The sequence below is a fragment of the Roseomonas mucosa ATCC BAA-692 genome (genome assembly GCF_000622225.1).
Taxonomy (GTDB): Bacteria; Pseudomonadota; Alphaproteobacteria; order Acetobacterales; family Acetobacteraceae; genus Roseomonas; species Roseomonas mucosa.
Map to the genome: position 1 here is coordinate 305,275 of NZ_JHWD01000003.1, position 13,990 is coordinate 319,264.

A 13,990-nucleotide genomic window follows, 5' to 3' on the forward strand; every position below is an offset into this window, starting at 1 on the left:
CTAGATGTGGATCACGCGGCCATAGGCATCAAGCACCGACTCATGCATGGCTTCCGAGACCGTGGGGTGGGGGAAGATCGTGTCCATGAGCTCCTGCTCGGTGGTCTCCATCGTCTTGGCGATGACATAGCCCTGGATCATCTCCGTCACCTCGGGCCCGACCATGTGGGCACCCAGCAGCTCCCCGGTCTTGCTGTCGAAGACGGTCTTGATGAAGCCCTCGGGCTCGCCCAGCGCGATCGCCTTGCCGTTGCCGATGAAGGGGAAGCGGCCGACGCGCACCTCGTGCCCGGCCTCCTTGGCCCTGGCCTCGGTCAGCCCCACGGAGGCGACCTGCGGGCGGCAATAGGTGCAGCCCGGGATGTTGTTGGTGTCCATCTTGTGCGGATGGCCGCCGGCGATGGCCTCGATGCAGGCGATGGCCTCGTGGCTGGCCTTGTGCGCCAGCCAGGGCGCGCCGGTCAGGTCGCCGATGGCGTAGACGCCGGGCTCCCCGGTCTCGCCGAAGCCGGTGGTGACCACATGGGTCCGCTCCACCTTCACCTTGGTGCCTTCCAGGCCGAGATCCTCGACATTGCCGACGATGCCGACCGCCGAGATCAGCCGGTCGGCGGTGATCTCCTGGGTCTTGCCGCCGGCCTCGACCGTGACGGTCACGCTGTCGGCGCCCTTCTTCACGCCCTGCACCTTGGCGCCGGCCAGGACGGTCATGCCCTGCTTCTGGAAGGCCTTCTGCACGAAGGCGCTGACCTCGGCATCCTCGACCGGCAGGATGCGGTCCAGCGCCTCGATCAGCGTCACCTTGGCGCCCATGTTCAGGTAGAAGGAGGCGAATTCCGAGCCGATGGCGCCGGAGCCGATCACCACCAGCGACTTCGGCATCTCCTGCGGCACCAGGGCCTCGCGGTAGGACCAGATCAGCTTGCCGTCCGGCTCGATGCCGGGGAGGACGCGGGCGCGGGCACCGGTGGCGAGCACGATGTGCTTCGCCTGGATCTCGGCGACCGGCTTGCCGTCCTTGGCCACCGAGAGCCTGCCCGGCCCCGCCAGCTTCGCATGGCCGTCGAAGACCGTGACCTTGTTCTTCTTCAGCAGGTGCTTCACGCCGCCCGAGAGCTGCGAGGCGACCGCGCGGGAGCGCTTGACCACCTTCTGGAAGTCGAAGCGGATATTGTCGGCGGCGAAGCCATAGGCATCCAGCGTGTGCAGCAGGTGGTTGATCTCGCTGGCGCGCAGCAGCGCCTTGGTCGGGATGCAGCCCCAGTTGAGGCAGATGCCGCCCAGGTTCTCGCGCTCCACCAGCGCCACCTTCATCTTCAGCTGCGCCGCGCGGATCGCCGCGACATAGCCGCCGGGGCCACCGCCCACCACCACCAGGTCGAACTGCTCGGCCATCGGTTCTTGTCCTTCCGTGTGATCAGCCCGCCGCCAGACCCGGCAGGCGGCGCAGCGCCGGCATCCGCCGGGCCGCGAGTGAGAGGATTCCCCAGGCCGCGGCAATGGCGCCGCCGAGCATCAGGGCGAGGTTGTAGCGTTCCTGGTTCACCGAGGCCCCGGCATGGACGAGGAGCATGATCCAGGCGGGCGCGGCGTAGAGCAGGAGCGGCGTCAGCCGGCCGGCGCGGCGCGCGGCGGCAAGGCCGAAGGGCGCCAGGAGAACCATGCCGATCCCCCAGTAGCGGCCGATCCACAGCCCTCTCCAGGCGAGGGAGAGCGTGGTCAGCGCGTGCCAGAACGGGTGGAGCAGGATGCCCTCCCGCACGATCGCGGCGAAATGCGCGTCGATGCCGCCGGACAGCGCCAGGGCCGCCTCGCGGTGCTGCTGGCCCAGGTCGTAGAAGCTGCCGGGCCGGTCCCAGTCGAGCGGCCAGACCGTGTCCCGGCCGAACAGGGCGGTGGCGAGGTTGTCGCCGAAATCCGGCAGCCAGTAGAGGAAGGAGGCCAGGAGCTGGCGTGCCGTCATGTCGTTGTAGGACAGGCGCTCGACCAGCACGGCGGGGCCGTAGCCGGCGCTCAGGGCGAAGTGGCCGAGCACGAGCCCGTTGCGGATCATCCAGGGCAGCAGCGGCAGCGCGAGGCCCAGCGCGAGGAGCGGCAGCGCCGGCCAGGAAAGCCGCCCGCGCGCGGCGAAGACGGCGACGGCCAGCAGCGCCACGGGGATCAGCACCATGTGGCTGGGGCGCGTCAGCACCAGCAGGCCGAGGGCCGCGCCCGCCAGCAGGGCCGGGAGGCCCCGCGGGCCGCGATCCTGGAACAGACGGAGGAACAGCAGCGCCGCGCCGGCGAAGAGGAAGAGGCCCAGGCTCTCGGTCATGGCCAGGGTGATGAGCTTGGCATAGCTCGCCAGCGTGCCGAGGCCGATGACGGTGGCAAGCGCCGCGATGGCCGTGCTGCCGGACAGGCGCCGCGCGGCGGCGAACAGGAAGGCCAGCGCGCCGGCACAGAGCGCCATCTGCACCGGCAGGGTGAGGCCGCGATAAGGCGGGCAGTTCTGCGCCACGTCGCCGCTGGACCAGTGGCGGACGAGGCAGGCCGCGTTCTCGCGCAGCCGGGGGTCGAGCTCCATCATTCCGGCGAGGAGCAGCGGATAGCCGGGGCCGAGGAACATGCCGGGCGGCGGGACCTCCCGGCTGCTGTCCACCTTGTCGAAGAAGCCGTCGGAATAGACGCCGTGATGCACCAGGTCCCAGGCCGTCATGGCGTAGAAGCGCTGGTCGAAGACATCCAGCGTCCGGGGCCGCGCGGCCGAGCCGACCGCCAGCAGCACCGCGAGGCACAGGGCGAAGGCGGCCCCGGCCTGGAGCAGCGGGGAGAGATGGCCAGCCGGGCGCGCCATGGCGGTCAGGCCGCGAGGCCCCGCAGCGCCTCGCCATCGAGATAGCAGCGCTGGTGACCGATGGCCGTGCCGGCCCCGAGCCGGTCGTAGAAAGCGACGGCTGCTACGTTGTCGTCCTTCACGCCCCATTCCAGCCGGTCGCAGCCGGCGGCCAGGGCACGGCGCGCCAGATCGGCGAAGATGGCCCGGCCGATGCCCTGCCCCCGGGCCGCTTCCTCGACGAAGACCGTGGTGGCGTGCATCAGGCTGCGGCCGCTGTACATGCGGAAGCGGAAAGTCCAGGCGGCATAGCCGAGCGGCACGCCGTCCCGCTCCACCAGCAGGGCCCAGGCCACGGGCGGCGCGCCGAAGAAGGCGCGCCGCAGGTCGTCCTCCGTTGCGGTCACCCGCTCCGGCTGCCCCTCATGGTCCGCCAGCGCCCGGGTGAGGCGCAGCAGCACGGGGATATCGGCCGGAACGGCGTCCCGCAGCAGCGGGGTCACAGCATCAGGCTCAGCGGGTCCTCGACCGTCTTCTTGAAGGAGGCCAGCCATTCCGCCGCCAGCGCGCCATCGACCACGCGGTGATCGACGGAGAGCGTGCAGGTCATGACCGTGGCGACCGCCAGGGCGCCGTCCTTCACCACCGGGCGCTGCTCCCCGGAGGAGACCGCCAGGATGCCGGCCTGCGGCGGGTTGATGATCGCCGCGAAGTCCTTCACCCCGAACATGCCCATGTTCGAGATGGAGAAGCCGCCGCCCTGGAACTCCTCGGGCTTCAGCTTGCCGGACTTGGCGCGGGCGGCGAGGTCCTTCATCTCGTTGGAGATGGTGGCGAGGCCCTTCTGGTCGGCCTTGCGCACGATCGGCGTGATCAGCCCTTCCGGGATCGACACGGCCACCGAGATGTCCACGTCGTCGTACTGGATGATCGCGTCGTCGGTCCAGGTCGCGTTGACGTTGGGGAACTTCCGCAGCGTCGCCGCCGCCGCCTTGATCACCAGGTCGTTGACCGAGAGCTTGAAGGCGCCCGGCCCGTCCTTCGGCGCGCGGGCGTTCAGGTCGGCGCGCAGCTTCAGCAGCGCATCGAGCTGGATGTCCATCGAGACGTAGAAATGCGGGACGGTCTGCTTGGATTCCGACAGGCGGCGCGCGATGACCTTGCGCATCGAGCTGTTCGGGATCGCCTTGTGCGGGGCCGTGATCGCCGGGGCCTTGGGCGCGGGCTTCGGTGCCTCCGCCTGCGGCGCGGCGGCGGGAGCGGCGGGCTGGGCCGCGGCGGCCGGCTTCGCGGCGGCGCCACCCTGAACACCCCCCTTCTTCTGGGCCGCCTCGATATCCGCCTTCACGATCCGCCCGTTCGGGCCGGAGCCCTGCACGGCGCCCAGGTCGATCCCCGCCTGTTCCGCCATGCGGCGGGCGAGCGGCGAGGCGAAGACGCGGCCGTTGGAGCCGCCGCCCGCGGACGCGGCCGGCGCGGCCTCGCCCTTGGGCTGCGGCGCGGGGACCGGCTGCTCGGCGGCGCCCGCCACCTTGCCGCCGGCTTCCTTGACCGCTTCCAGCGCCGGGCTGCCGGAGGGGGAGGTGTTGCCCTCCCCTCCCTTCCCGTTGGCGGCCGGGGCGCCGGAGGGCACCGCCTCGCCTTCCTCGATCATGATGCCGATGGGCGCGTTGACCTTCACGCCCTCGGAACCGTCGGGCACCAGGATCTTGCCCAGGACGCCCTCGTCGACGGCCTCGAACTCCATCGTGGCCTTGTCGGTCTCGATCTCGGCGAGGATGTCGCCGGACTTGACCGTGTCGCCTTCCTTCTTGAGCCAGCGCGCCAGCGTCCCCTCCGTCATGGTGGGGGACAGGGCGGGCATCAGGATGTTGGTGGCCATGCGGATGCGCCCCTTACTTGCGGTAGGTCACGGATTTCACCGCGTCCACCACCTGCGAGAGATGCGGCAGGGCCAGCTTCTCCAGGTTCGCGGCATAGGGCAGCGGCACATCGGCGGCGCAGACCCGGGCCGGCGGCGCGTCGAGGTAGTCGAAGGCCTCCTCCATCACCCGCATCGCCACCTCGGCGCCGATGCCGGCATAGGGCCAGGCCTCCTGCACGATGACGAGGCGGTTGGTCTTCTTCACCGAATCCACGACGGTCCCGGTGTCGAGCGGCCGCAGCGTGCGCAGGTTGATGACCTCCGCCTCGATCCCCTCGCCCGCCAGCTGCTCCGCCGCCTGCATCGCGAGGCCGACCTCGATCGAATAGGCGACGATGGTGACGTCCTTGCCCTCGCGCTCGATCTTGGCCTTGCCGATCGGCAGCACGAAGTCCTCGGCGGTCGGACACTCGAAGGTCTGGCCGTAGAGGATCTCGTTCTCGAGGAAGATGACCGGGTTCGGGTCGCGGATCGCGGCGCGCAGCAGGCCCTTGGCATCGGCCGCCGACCAGGGCGCCATCACCACCAGACCGGGCACGCTGGCATACCAGGCGGCATAGTCCTGGCTGTGCTGCGCGGCGACGCGGGCGGCGGCGCCGTTCGGGCCACGGAAGACGATCGGGCACTCGATCTGGCCGCCCGACATGTAGCGGGTCTTGGCGGCGGAGTTGATGATCTGGTCGATCGCCTGCATGGCGAAGTTGAAGGTCATGAACTCCAGGATCGGCTTCAGCCCGTTCATGGCCGAACCCACCGCGATGCCGGTGAAGCCGTGCTCGGTGATCGGCGTGTCGATCACGCGGCGCGGGCCGAACTCGTCCAGCAGGCCCTGGGAGATCTTGTAGGCGCCCTGGTACTGCGCGACCTCCTCGCCCATCAGGTAGACGCGGTCATCCGCCCGCATCTCCAGCGCCATGGCGTCGCGCAGCGCCTCGCGCACGGTGGTCGGCTTGGTCGGGCCCCAGTCCTTCTCCGGGGCGATCGGCTTGGCCGAGGCCTCGGGGCGCTCGGCCGCGCCCTTCTCGGCCACCTTCTTGTGGTCCTCCGCCTCCTTCGCCACGCCGGTATGCGCGGCGGCAGGGGGGGCAGGCTCGGTCGGCTGGTTGCTGTCGGAGCCCGGCGCGGCGGGCTTCGCGCCCTCCCCGCCACCGTCCAGCTCCGCGATCGGGGCGTTGACGCTGACGCCCTCGGTGCCCTCGGGCACCAGGATCTTCGTCAGCTTGCCCTCGTCCACGGCCTCGAATTCCATCGTGGCCTTGTCGGTCTCGATCTCGGCGATGATGTCGCCGGAGCGGACCTCGTCGCCTTCCTTCTTCAGCCAGCGCGCCAGCTTGCCCTCGGTCATCGTGGGCGACAGGGCAGGCATCAGGAGAGTGGCACCCATCTCAGCGGCTCTCCACCATAACATCGGTCCAGAGTTCGGATTCGTCGGGTTCGGGCGAGGTCTGCGCGAACTCGGCGGCATCGGTGACGATGGCCTTCACCTCGTCGTCGATCTTCTTCGTCTCGGCCTCGTCCACGCCGAGCTCCTGCAGCCGCTTGCGCACCATCTCGATGGCGTCGTGCGTCTCGCGCATCTGCTGCACCTCGTCGCGGGTGCGGTACTTGGCCGGGTCGGACATGGAGTGGCCGCGGTAGCGGTAGGTCTTCATCTCCAGCAGGTACGGGCCCTTGCCCTCGCGGCAATGGGCCACGGCGCGCTCGCCGGCCTCCCTGACCGCCAGCACGTCCATGCCGTCCACCTGCTCCCCGGGGATGCCCCAGGGCGCGCCGTTCTGCGACAGGTTCTTGGAGGCCGAGGAACGCTCGACGCTCGTGCCCATGCCGTACTTGTTGTTCTCGATGATGAACACGACCGGCAGCTTCATCAGCGCGGCCATGTTGAAGCTCTCGTAGACCTGGCCCTGGTTCGACGCGCCCTCCCCGAAATAGGTCAGGCTGACATTGTCGGTCTGGCGGTACCAGTTCGAGAAGGCCAGGCCGGCGCCGAGCGAGACCTGCGCGCCCACGATGCCGTGGCCGCCGAAGAAGCCCTTCTCGACGCTGAACATGTGCATCGAGCCGCCCTTGCCCTTGGAATAGCCCGTGGCGCGGCCGGTCAGCTCCGCCATCACGCCGCGCGCCTCCATGCCCGTGGCGAGCATGTGGCCGTGGTCGCGATAGGAGGTGATCACCTGATCGCCGGGCTTCAGGCACATCTGCATGCCCACCACCACGGCCTCCTGGCCGATGTAGAGGTGGCAGAAGCCGCCGATCAGGCCCATGCCGTAGAGCTGTCCCGCGCGCTCCTCGAAACGCCGGATCAGCACCATGTCGCGATAGGCCTTCAGCAATTCCTCGCGCAAGGCGGATGGATCCTTGGACTTCCCGCGGCGCTGCTTGGAGGTCGGTTCGACGCCCTGGATCATGGGGGCCCTCTCGCTGCTGTCCTGATGGGCTATCTGCCGGTATTCGCGGCGGCAGCCTCAACTTGGCAGATACGCGGGAGACGGCGCGCCCGCAAGCGCACCCAAGCAGCCGGACAGGTCGTAAGTAATTGATGCTGCATTGCAGCAGGAGATTTTTCGTCCACCTTTCCATCATTCTTCAATGAAAGGGGAAAGGCGGCCCTATCTATACATTTAAACTTCTAGATGACCGGCGCGAAGACTTGGCGGATGCCACACCATGTCTTTTTGCGGCGCACAAGAACCCTTCCGGACGCGCTGCCCGTGGGCACGGGCGGCGCGTCCGGGCAGGCCGCGGGGCCTGCCCGGACGCGGATGGATCAGAACAGGCGCTCGTTGGGTCCGTAGGGAATCACGATCTCATCCTTGCCCACGACGTTCAGCAGGGCACGGGCGCGCTCGTCGAGCATGTCGCGGTCCAGGTGCTCGGCCCGCAGCCCGGCGACCCGGCGGTCCATGGCGTCCCGCTCCGCCTCGGCGAGGCGAAGCTCGCTCCTGGCATCCTCGATCTGCGCCATGCGCACGGCCCTGGCTTCCGTGCCGCGCGAGCCGCTGATCGCGTGATGGGCGAAATAGGCGCAGATGGCCAGAAAGACCGCCGGCAGCACAGCCCCCTGCAGGCGTCTCTTGATCGACTTCAACATGGTTGATCGCCCCCCCGAGCGATGAAAACCCCTCAATGGCCGCGAGAAGACACTCGCACGTGCGAACGTGCAAGGGATTCAACGCGCAAGGAATGGTTTCGCGGTGCCGGTGTGTCCCCGCCGCCCCGCCGGGCGTGCGTTGCGGGGCGGTGGCGGGGCACCCGGAGGGGTGCCCCGCGGCGCGCTCAGCCGCGCGGCAGCACGGAGCGGCCGGCGTAGCGCGCGGAGGTGCCCAGGCCGCCCTCGATGCGGATCAGCTGGTTGTACTTGGCCAGCCGGTCGGAACGGGACAGCGAGCCGGTCTTGATCTGTCCGCAATTGGTCGCCACGGCGAGGTCGGCGATGGTGGCGTCCTCGGTCTCGCCGGAGCGGTGCGACATCACCGCCTTGTAGCCGGCGCGGTGTGCCATCTCGACGGCCTCCAGCGTCTCGGTCAGCGAGCCGATCTGGTTCACCTTCACCAGGATGGCGTTGGCGATGCCCTGCTCGATGCCCTGGCGCAGCCGCTCCGGGTTGGTGACGAAGAGGTCGTCGCCCACGAGGTTGCACTTGGCGCCCAGCTTCTCGGTGAGGAGCTTCCAGCCTTCCCAGTCGTCCTCGGCGCAGCCGTCCTCGATCGAGACGATCGGGAACTTGCCGCACAGTCCGGCGAGGTAATCGACCATGCCGGCGGCGTCGAGCTTCTTGCCCTCGCCTTCCATGTCATAGACGCCGTTCCTGAAGAACTCGGTCGAGGCGCAGTCGAGCGCGAAGACGATGTCCTCCCCGACGCGGTGGCCTGCCGCCTCGCAGGCCTGGGCGATGAAGCCCAGCGCTTCCTCGGCCGACTTCAGGTTCGGCGCGAAGCCGCCCTCGTCGCCCACATTGGTGTTGTGGCCGGCGTCGTGCAGCTTCTTCTTCAGCGCGTGGAAGACCTCGGCGCCCATGCGGACGGCATCGGCCTCGGTGCCGGCGGAGACCGGCATGATCATGAATTCCTGGATGTCGATCGGGTTGTCCGCGTGCTGGCCGCCATTGATGATGTTCATCATCGGCACCGGCAGGGTGCGGGCATAGACGCCGCCGACATAGCGGTAGAGCGGCATGCCCAGGTCGGCGGCCGAGGCCTTGGCCACGGCGAGCGAGACGGCCAGGATCGCGTTGGCGCCCAGGCGGCCCTTGTTGGGGGTGCCGTCGAGCTCGATCATGGTCTCGTCGATCTTGACCTGCTCGGTCGATTCCATGCCCGAGATGGCGTCGAAGATCTCGCCCTCGACATTGGCAATGGCCTTGGCCACGCCCTTGCCGCCGTAGCGGGACTTGTCGCCGTCCCGCAGCTCCACGGCCTCATGGGCGCCGGTCGACGCCCCCGAGGGCACGGCGGCGCGGCCGGCGGCGCCGGAATCCAGCACCACATCGACTTCGACCGTGGGATTGCCGCGCGAGTCGAGGACCTCGCGCGCGATGATATCGGCGATGGCGGCCACGGCAGGTATCCCTCTGTTGGTTTCCCGGTTATGGCGCATAGGGTGCCCATCGGCCCAGGGCAAGGGGGGCTACGCGGCGGCCCGGCCATGGCGCGGGGACCACCGGGCGGACCGGGTTGACCGGATGGCCGCCACCCCGCCCAATGCATGGCATCGCGGGCCGGCACGGAAGACGGGGGAGATTCGGGGGATATGAGGCGACGCGTCCTGGCCGGGCTCCTGCTGCCCCTCCTCCTGCTCCCCGCCACCCCCGCCCTGCCGCAGGGCGCCCCCGCCATGAACCGCGACCCGATGGCGATCCGCGCGGGCCGCTACCGCCTGGATTCCGCGCATGGCCGCATCACCTGGGCGGTGAATCATTTCGGCCTGTCGATCTACCGCGGGCAGATCACCGGGGTCGAGGCGCAGCTGGTGCTTGATCCCGCGAACATTGCCCGCACCGCGCTCGACGTGACGGTGCGGGTGGACGGGCTGCGGACCGGCGACGCGGATCTCGACCGGCATCTGCGGACGGCGGATTTCTTCGACCTGTCCCGCTTCCCGACGGCGCATTTCGTGGCGGAGAAGGTGGAACGGACGGGGGAACGCGGCGCCCGGGTCCACGGGCGGCTGACCCTGCATGGCGTGACGAAGCCGGTGACGCTGCGCGTCACCTTCAACGCCGCCGGGGTGCATCCGGTGAGCAAGCGCTACACGCTCGGCTTCGACGGCAAGGCGACGATCCGGCGCTCGGAATTCGGCATGACTGGCTACCTGCCCGCCGTGGGCGACGAGGTCTCGCTGGAGCTGGAAGGGGAGTTCCAGCTCCAGGAGTAGAAGGTCAGCCCGGTTTGGCGAGCCGGTCGAACGCCATCAGCCGCTCAATCAGCGCGGGCATCTCCCGGACCGGGATCATGTTCGGCCCGTCGCTGGGCGCGTGGTCCGGGTCCTCGTGGCATTCGATGAAGACGGCCGCCACGCCCACCGCCACCGCGGCCCGGGCCAGGACGGGGGCGAATTCCCGCTGCCCGCCCGAGGAGGTCCCCTGCCCGCCCGGCTGCTGCACCGAATGGGTGGCGTCGAAGACCACGGGGAAGCCTGTTTCCGCCATGATGGGCAGGGCCCGCATGTCGGAGACCAGGGTGTTGTAGCCGAAGGAAGCGCCGCGCTCGCACAGCATCACCTGGTCGTTGCCGGTGGAGGCCAGCTTGGCCGCCACGTTGCGCATGTCCCAGGGCGCCAGGAACTGGCCCTTCTTCACGTTCACCGGCTTGCCGGTCCGCCCCGCCGCCAGCAGCAGGTCGGTCTGGCGGCACAGGAAGGCCGGGATCTGCAGGCAATCCACCGCCTCCGCCGCCGGGGCGCATTGCTCGGCAGCGTGGACATCGGTCAGCACGGGCAGGCCGGTGGCCTCCCGCACCTCGGCCAGGATGTCCAGGCCCTCCGCCATGCCGATGCCGCGGGCGGCATTGGCGCTGGTCCGGTTCGCCTTGTCGTAGGAGGACTTGTAGATCATCGCCACCCCGGCCTTCTCCGCCATCTCCCGCAGGGCATGGGCGGTTTCCAGCGCATGGGCGCGGGATTCGATCTGGCAGGGGCCGGAGATGAAGGCGAGCGGCCGGTTGTTAGCGATCTCGGCGACCCGGCTGCCCGGGGCGCCGACGCGGACGGTGATCATACCAGCCTCGCCTGCTTCACCGCCGCGCCCACGAAGCCCGCGAAGAGCGGGTGCGGGGCGAAGGGCTTGCTCTTCAGCTCGGGATGGAACTGCACGCCGATGAACCAGGGATGGTCCGGCCGCTCCACGATCTCCGGCAGCACGCCGTCCGGCGACATGCCGGAGAAGCGGAGCCCGTGCTCCTCCAGCCGGTCGCGGTAGTTCACGTTCACCTCGAAGCGGTGGCGGTGGCGCTCGGTGATCTCGGCGGCGCCGCCATAGACCTGCCGCACCAGCGAGCCCTCGGCCAGGATCGAGGGATAGGAGCCCAGGCGCATGGTGCCGCCCAGGTCGCTGGCCTCGTCGCGGCGCTCGGTGACGTTGCCGCGCCGCCATTCGGTCAGCAGGCCGACCACGGGCTCGGCGCAGGGGCCGAACTCGGTGGAGGAGGCCTCCTTCAGCCCGGCCTCGTTCCGCGCCGCCTCGATCACCGCCATCTGCATGCCGAAGCAGATGCCGAGGAAGGGGATCTTGTGCTCGCGGGCGAAGCGGACGGCCTCGATCTTGCCCTCCGCGCCGCGCTCGCCGAAGCCGCCCGGCACCAGGATGCCGTGCACGCCCTCCAGCCGCTCCACCGCGCCGCCGGTCTCGAAGACCTGGGCATCCACCCAGTCCAGCTTCACCTTGACGCCGTGCGCGATGCCGCCATGGATCAGCGCCTCGTTCAGCGACTTATAGGCGTCCAGCAGGTTGGTGTACTTGCCCACCACCGCGACCTTCACCTCCCCTTCGGGGTGGTTGAGGCCGCGCACGATCTGCTGCCAGCGGCTCAGGTCCGGCTCGCCATAGGCGGACATGTCGAAGTGGCGCAGGACCTCCCGGTCCAGCCCTTCCTCGTGATAGCTCAGCGGCACCTCGTAGATGCTGCTGGCATCCAAGGCCGGGATCACGCTCTCGGGGCGCACGTTGCAGAACAGCGCGATCTTGCGGCGCTCGTTGTCCGGGATCTGGCGGTCGCAGCGGCAGAGCAGGATCTGCGGCTGGATGCCCAGGCCCAGCAGTTCCTTCACGCTGTGCTGCGTCGGCTTGGTCTTCAGCTCGCCGGCCGAGGGGATGTAGGGCACCAGCGTCAGGTGGACGAAGAGGCTCTGCCGCTGGCCGAGCTCGTTGCCGAGCTGCCGCAGGGCTTCCAGGAAGGGCAGGCTCTCGATGTCGCCCACCGTGCCGCCGACCTCGACCAGCACGAAGTCGTAGTCCTCGGTCTCGGCCAGGACGCCGGCCTTGATGTGGTCGGTGATGTGCGGAATGACCTGGACCGTCCCGCCCAGGTAGTCGCCGCGGCGCTCCTTGGCGAGCACCTCCGAATAGATGCGCCCGGAGGTCCAGGCATCCGCCTGGTTCGCATGGACGCCGGTGAAGCGCTCGTAGTGGCCGAGATCGAGGTCGGTTTCCGCCCCGTCATCGGTCACGAAGACCTCGCCATGCTGATAGGGACTCATCGTCCCCGGGTCCACGTTGAGATAGGGGTCGAGCTTGCGCAGCCGGACCTTGTATCCGCGCGCCTGCAACAGCGCCGCGAGGGAGGCGGCGGCGATGCCCTTGCCGAGAGAGGAGACCACGCCGCCGGTGATGAAGATGAACCGCGTCATGGGAGTCCGTCATAACCCTTTCCGGGGGTGCCCGGCTACACGCACGGCACGCGGGAGGGCCATGCGCGGATCAAACCCGCGCGGGTGTTGAACCGTGCGGGGATCGATGCAGGGGCCGTCAGTTGTTCGGGACGGAAGGCCCGGACGGAGTCGCGGGCAGGGCCGGCAGGGCCGGGGGTGCGCCAGGCGCCGGGGTCGTGGAAGGTGCGGCGGGCGTACCACCGGGGGTGGCGGGCGCGCCGGCGGCCGGGGGCGGGTTGTTCAGGATGGAGCTGCCGCCGCTCTGGCTGGCGCCACGGTTGATCAGCGCCAGCGCCATGGCCAGCACCATGAAGAGCGTGGCCAGAACCGCGGTGGAGCGGGTCAGCAGGTTGGCGGTGCCGCGCCCGGTCATGAAGGCGCCCATCCCCTGGGAGGAGCCGATGCCGAGGCCGCCACCCTCGCTGCGCTGGAGCAGCACCACGCCGATCAGCGCGAGGGCGACGAAGAAGTGCAGGACGAGCAGGACGGTGGTCATGGTGCCCGGCTTCTAGCCGCCCCGCGTGACCGTTGCTACCCCGGCCGAGCGGCCCGGCCGGGGTTTTGCGCCCGAATCCCGCGCATATCCCGACCGATCCGGGCCCGGATCAGCCCGCCGCGCCGGCGGCGATGGCCAGGAAGTCCGCCGCCACCAGCGAGGCGCCGCCCACCAGCGCGCCATCCACATGCGGCAGCGCCAGGATCGCCTTGGCGTTGGAAGGCTTCACCGAGCCGCCATAGAGCAGGCGGGTGCCCTGCCCCGCCTCGCCGAAGCGGGCCACCAGCTCCTGCCGCATCCGGGCATGCATGGCGGCGATGTCCGCCTCGGTGGGCGTCTTGCCGGTGCCGATGGCCCAGACGGGCTCATAGGCCACCACGCCCTTCGCCGCCGTGAAGCCGTCCGGCAGGGAGCCGGCGATCTGCCCGGCCACCACGGATTCGGCCTCCCCCGCCTCCCGCTGGGCCAGGCTTTCCCCGACGCAGACGATGGGGACCAGCCCGGCGGCGATGGCGGCCTCGGCCTTGGCCTTCACCAGCGCGTCCGTCTCGCCATGGTCGGCGCGGCGCTCGGAATGGCCGAGGATCACATAGGCGCAGCCGGCATCCGCCAGCATCGGGGCGGAAACGTCGCCGGTATGGGCGCCCTTCTCCTCCGGCGAGCAGTCCTGCGCCCCGACCGCGATGGGCTGGAAGGCGATGGCGGCGGAGGCCGCGTGGATATGCACGAAGGGCGGGCAGACCAGCAGGTCCACGGCGCCGGTCACCGCCCCCGCCCCTTGCCGGACCGCGTCGGCGAGGCCGGCGGCCTCCCGGGCGGTGCCGTTCATCTTCCAGTTGCCGGCGATCAGCGGGCGGATGCCAGGGGTCATCGAAACCTCTCCGAACGTTTC

General features: G+C 69.8%; 13 protein-coding genes. 1 reads left to right on the forward strand and 12 read right to left on the reverse strand.

Annotated elements, in window-relative coordinates; translation table 11 throughout:
• The 8 genes from lpdA to eno form a co-directional block, all read right to left on the reverse strand.
• A complete protein-coding gene (lpdA, locus tag BT98_RS0106295; protein WP_019460305.1) occupies window positions 1–1,395 on the reverse strand; it encodes a dihydrolipoyl dehydrogenase in 1,395 nt (464 codons plus the stop codon).
• Window positions 1,396–1,417: 22 nt separating this feature from the next.
• Window positions 1,418–2,836, reverse strand: coding sequence for a hypothetical protein (locus tag BT98_RS0106300; protein WP_019460306.1), 1,419 nt, complete (start codon window positions 2,834–2,836; stop codon window positions 1,418–1,420).
• A gap of 5 nt (window positions 2,837–2,841) precedes the next feature.
• Window positions 2,842–3,318 (reverse strand): GNAT family N-acetyltransferase, encoded by a 477-nt coding sequence (locus BT98_RS23445; RefSeq protein WP_019460307.1) that lies wholly within the window; start codon window positions 3,316–3,318, stop codon window positions 2,842–2,844.
• The gene (locus tag BT98_RS0106310) at window positions 3,315–4,697 is read right to left on the reverse strand and encodes a pyruvate dehydrogenase complex dihydrolipoamide acetyltransferase (RefSeq protein ID WP_019460308.1); all 1,383 of its coding nucleotides are present in this window, start codon (window positions 4,695–4,697) and stop codon (window positions 3,315–3,317) included. Before BT98_RS0106310 ends, BT98_RS23445 begins: the two co-directional genes overlap by 4 nt.
• Before the next feature lie 13 nt (window positions 4,698–4,710).
• On the reverse strand, window positions 4,711–6,123 hold the full coding sequence (locus tag BT98_RS0106315) for a pyruvate dehydrogenase complex E1 component subunit beta (RefSeq protein WP_019460309.1): 1,413 nt from the start codon (window positions 6,121–6,123) through the stop codon (window positions 4,711–4,713).
• 1 nt (window position 6,124) lies between these two features.
• Window positions 6,125–7,147, reverse strand: coding sequence for a pyruvate dehydrogenase (acetyl-transferring) E1 component subunit alpha (gene pdhA, locus BT98_RS0106320; RefSeq protein ID WP_019460310.1), 1,023 nt, complete (start codon window positions 7,145–7,147; stop codon window positions 6,125–6,127).
• Between the two features lie 359 nt (window positions 7,148–7,506).
• The gene (locus tag BT98_RS0106325; protein ID WP_019460311.1) at window positions 7,507–7,830 is read right to left on the reverse strand and encodes an FtsB family cell division protein; all 324 of its coding nucleotides are present in this window, start codon (window positions 7,828–7,830) and stop codon (window positions 7,507–7,509) included.
• A 185-nt stretch (window positions 7,831–8,015) separates the two neighbouring features.
• The gene (gene eno / locus BT98_RS0106330; protein ID WP_019460312.1) at window positions 8,016–9,296 is read right to left on the reverse strand and encodes a phosphopyruvate hydratase; all 1,281 of its coding nucleotides are present in this window, start codon (window positions 9,294–9,296) and stop codon (window positions 8,016–8,018) included.
• 192 nt (window positions 9,297–9,488) lie between these two features.
• Between eno and BT98_RS0106335 the strand changes: the two genes are divergently transcribed.
• Window positions 9,489–10,112 carry a YceI family protein gene (locus BT98_RS0106335; protein WP_019460313.1) on the forward strand — a complete coding sequence of 208 codons (624 nt, stop codon included), beginning with the start codon at window positions 9,489–9,491 and terminating at the stop codon, window positions 10,110–10,112.
• Between the two features lie 4 nt (window positions 10,113–10,116).
• Here the strand turns inward: BT98_RS0106335 and kdsA are convergent, their stop codons facing one another.
• The 4 genes from kdsA to tpiA all read right to left on the reverse strand — a co-directional run bounded on the left by kdsA (window position 10,117) and on the right by tpiA (window position 13,957).
• Window positions 10,117–10,953, reverse strand: coding sequence for a 3-deoxy-8-phosphooctulonate synthase (kdsA, locus tag BT98_RS0106340; protein WP_019460314.1), 837 nt, complete (start codon window positions 10,951–10,953; stop codon window positions 10,117–10,119).
• Window positions 10,950–12,581 carry a CTP synthase gene (locus tag BT98_RS0106345; protein WP_019460315.1) on the reverse strand — a complete coding sequence of 544 codons (1,632 nt, stop codon included), beginning with the start codon at window positions 12,579–12,581 and terminating at the stop codon, window positions 10,950–10,952. Before BT98_RS0106345 ends, kdsA begins: the two co-directional genes overlap by 4 nt.
• Window positions 12,582–12,699: 118 nt before the next feature.
• Window positions 12,700–13,098: a preprotein translocase subunit SecG gene (secG, locus tag BT98_RS0106350; RefSeq protein WP_019460316.1), complete on the reverse strand. Its 399-nt coding sequence runs from the start codon at window positions 13,096–13,098 to the stop codon at window positions 12,700–12,702.
• A 109-nt stretch (window positions 13,099–13,207) separates the two neighbouring features.
• A complete protein-coding gene (gene tpiA / locus BT98_RS0106355; RefSeq protein WP_208852670.1) occupies window positions 13,208–13,957 on the reverse strand; it encodes a triose-phosphate isomerase in 750 nt (249 codons plus the stop codon).
• Window positions 13,958–13,990 lie beyond the last annotated feature (33 nt).

Bases quoted from the DNA above. Each gene is read 5' to 3' on its own strand.
- BT98_RS0106345 (WP_019460315.1), bottom strand. From the start codon at position 12,581: ATGACGCGGTTCATCTTCATCACCGGCGGCGTGGTCTCCTCTCTCGGC.
- lpdA (WP_019460305.1), bottom strand. From the start codon at position 1,395: ATGGCCGAGCAGTTCGACCTGGTGGTGGTGGGCGGTGGCCCCGGCGGC.
- pdhA (WP_019460310.1), bottom strand. From the start codon at position 7,147: ATGATCCAGGGCGTCGAACCGACCTCCAAGCAGCGCCGCGGGAAGTCC.
- secG (WP_019460316.1), bottom strand. From the start codon at position 13,098: ATGACCACCGTCCTGCTCGTCCTGCACTTCTTCGTCGCCCTCGCGCTG.
- kdsA (WP_019460314.1), bottom strand. From the start codon at position 10,953: ATGATCACCGTCCGCGTCGGCGCCCCGGGCAGCCGGGTCGCCGAGATC.
- BT98_RS0106325 (WP_019460311.1), bottom strand. From the start codon at position 7,830: ATGTTGAAGTCGATCAAGAGACGCCTGCAGGGGGCTGTGCTGCCGGCG.
- BT98_RS0106315 (WP_019460309.1), bottom strand. From the start codon at position 6,123: ATGGGTGCCACTCTCCTGATGCCTGCCCTGTCGCCCACGATGACCGAG.
- BT98_RS0106335 (WP_019460313.1), top strand. From the start codon at position 9,489: ATGAGGCGACGCGTCCTGGCCGGGCTCCTGCTGCCCCTCCTCCTGCTC.
- BT98_RS0106310 (WP_019460308.1), bottom strand. From the start codon at position 4,697: ATGGCCACCAACATCCTGATGCCCGCCCTGTCCCCCACCATGACGGAG.
- BT98_RS0106300 (WP_019460306.1), bottom strand. From the start codon at position 2,836: ATGGCGCGCCCGGCTGGCCATCTCTCCCCGCTGCTCCAGGCCGGGGCC.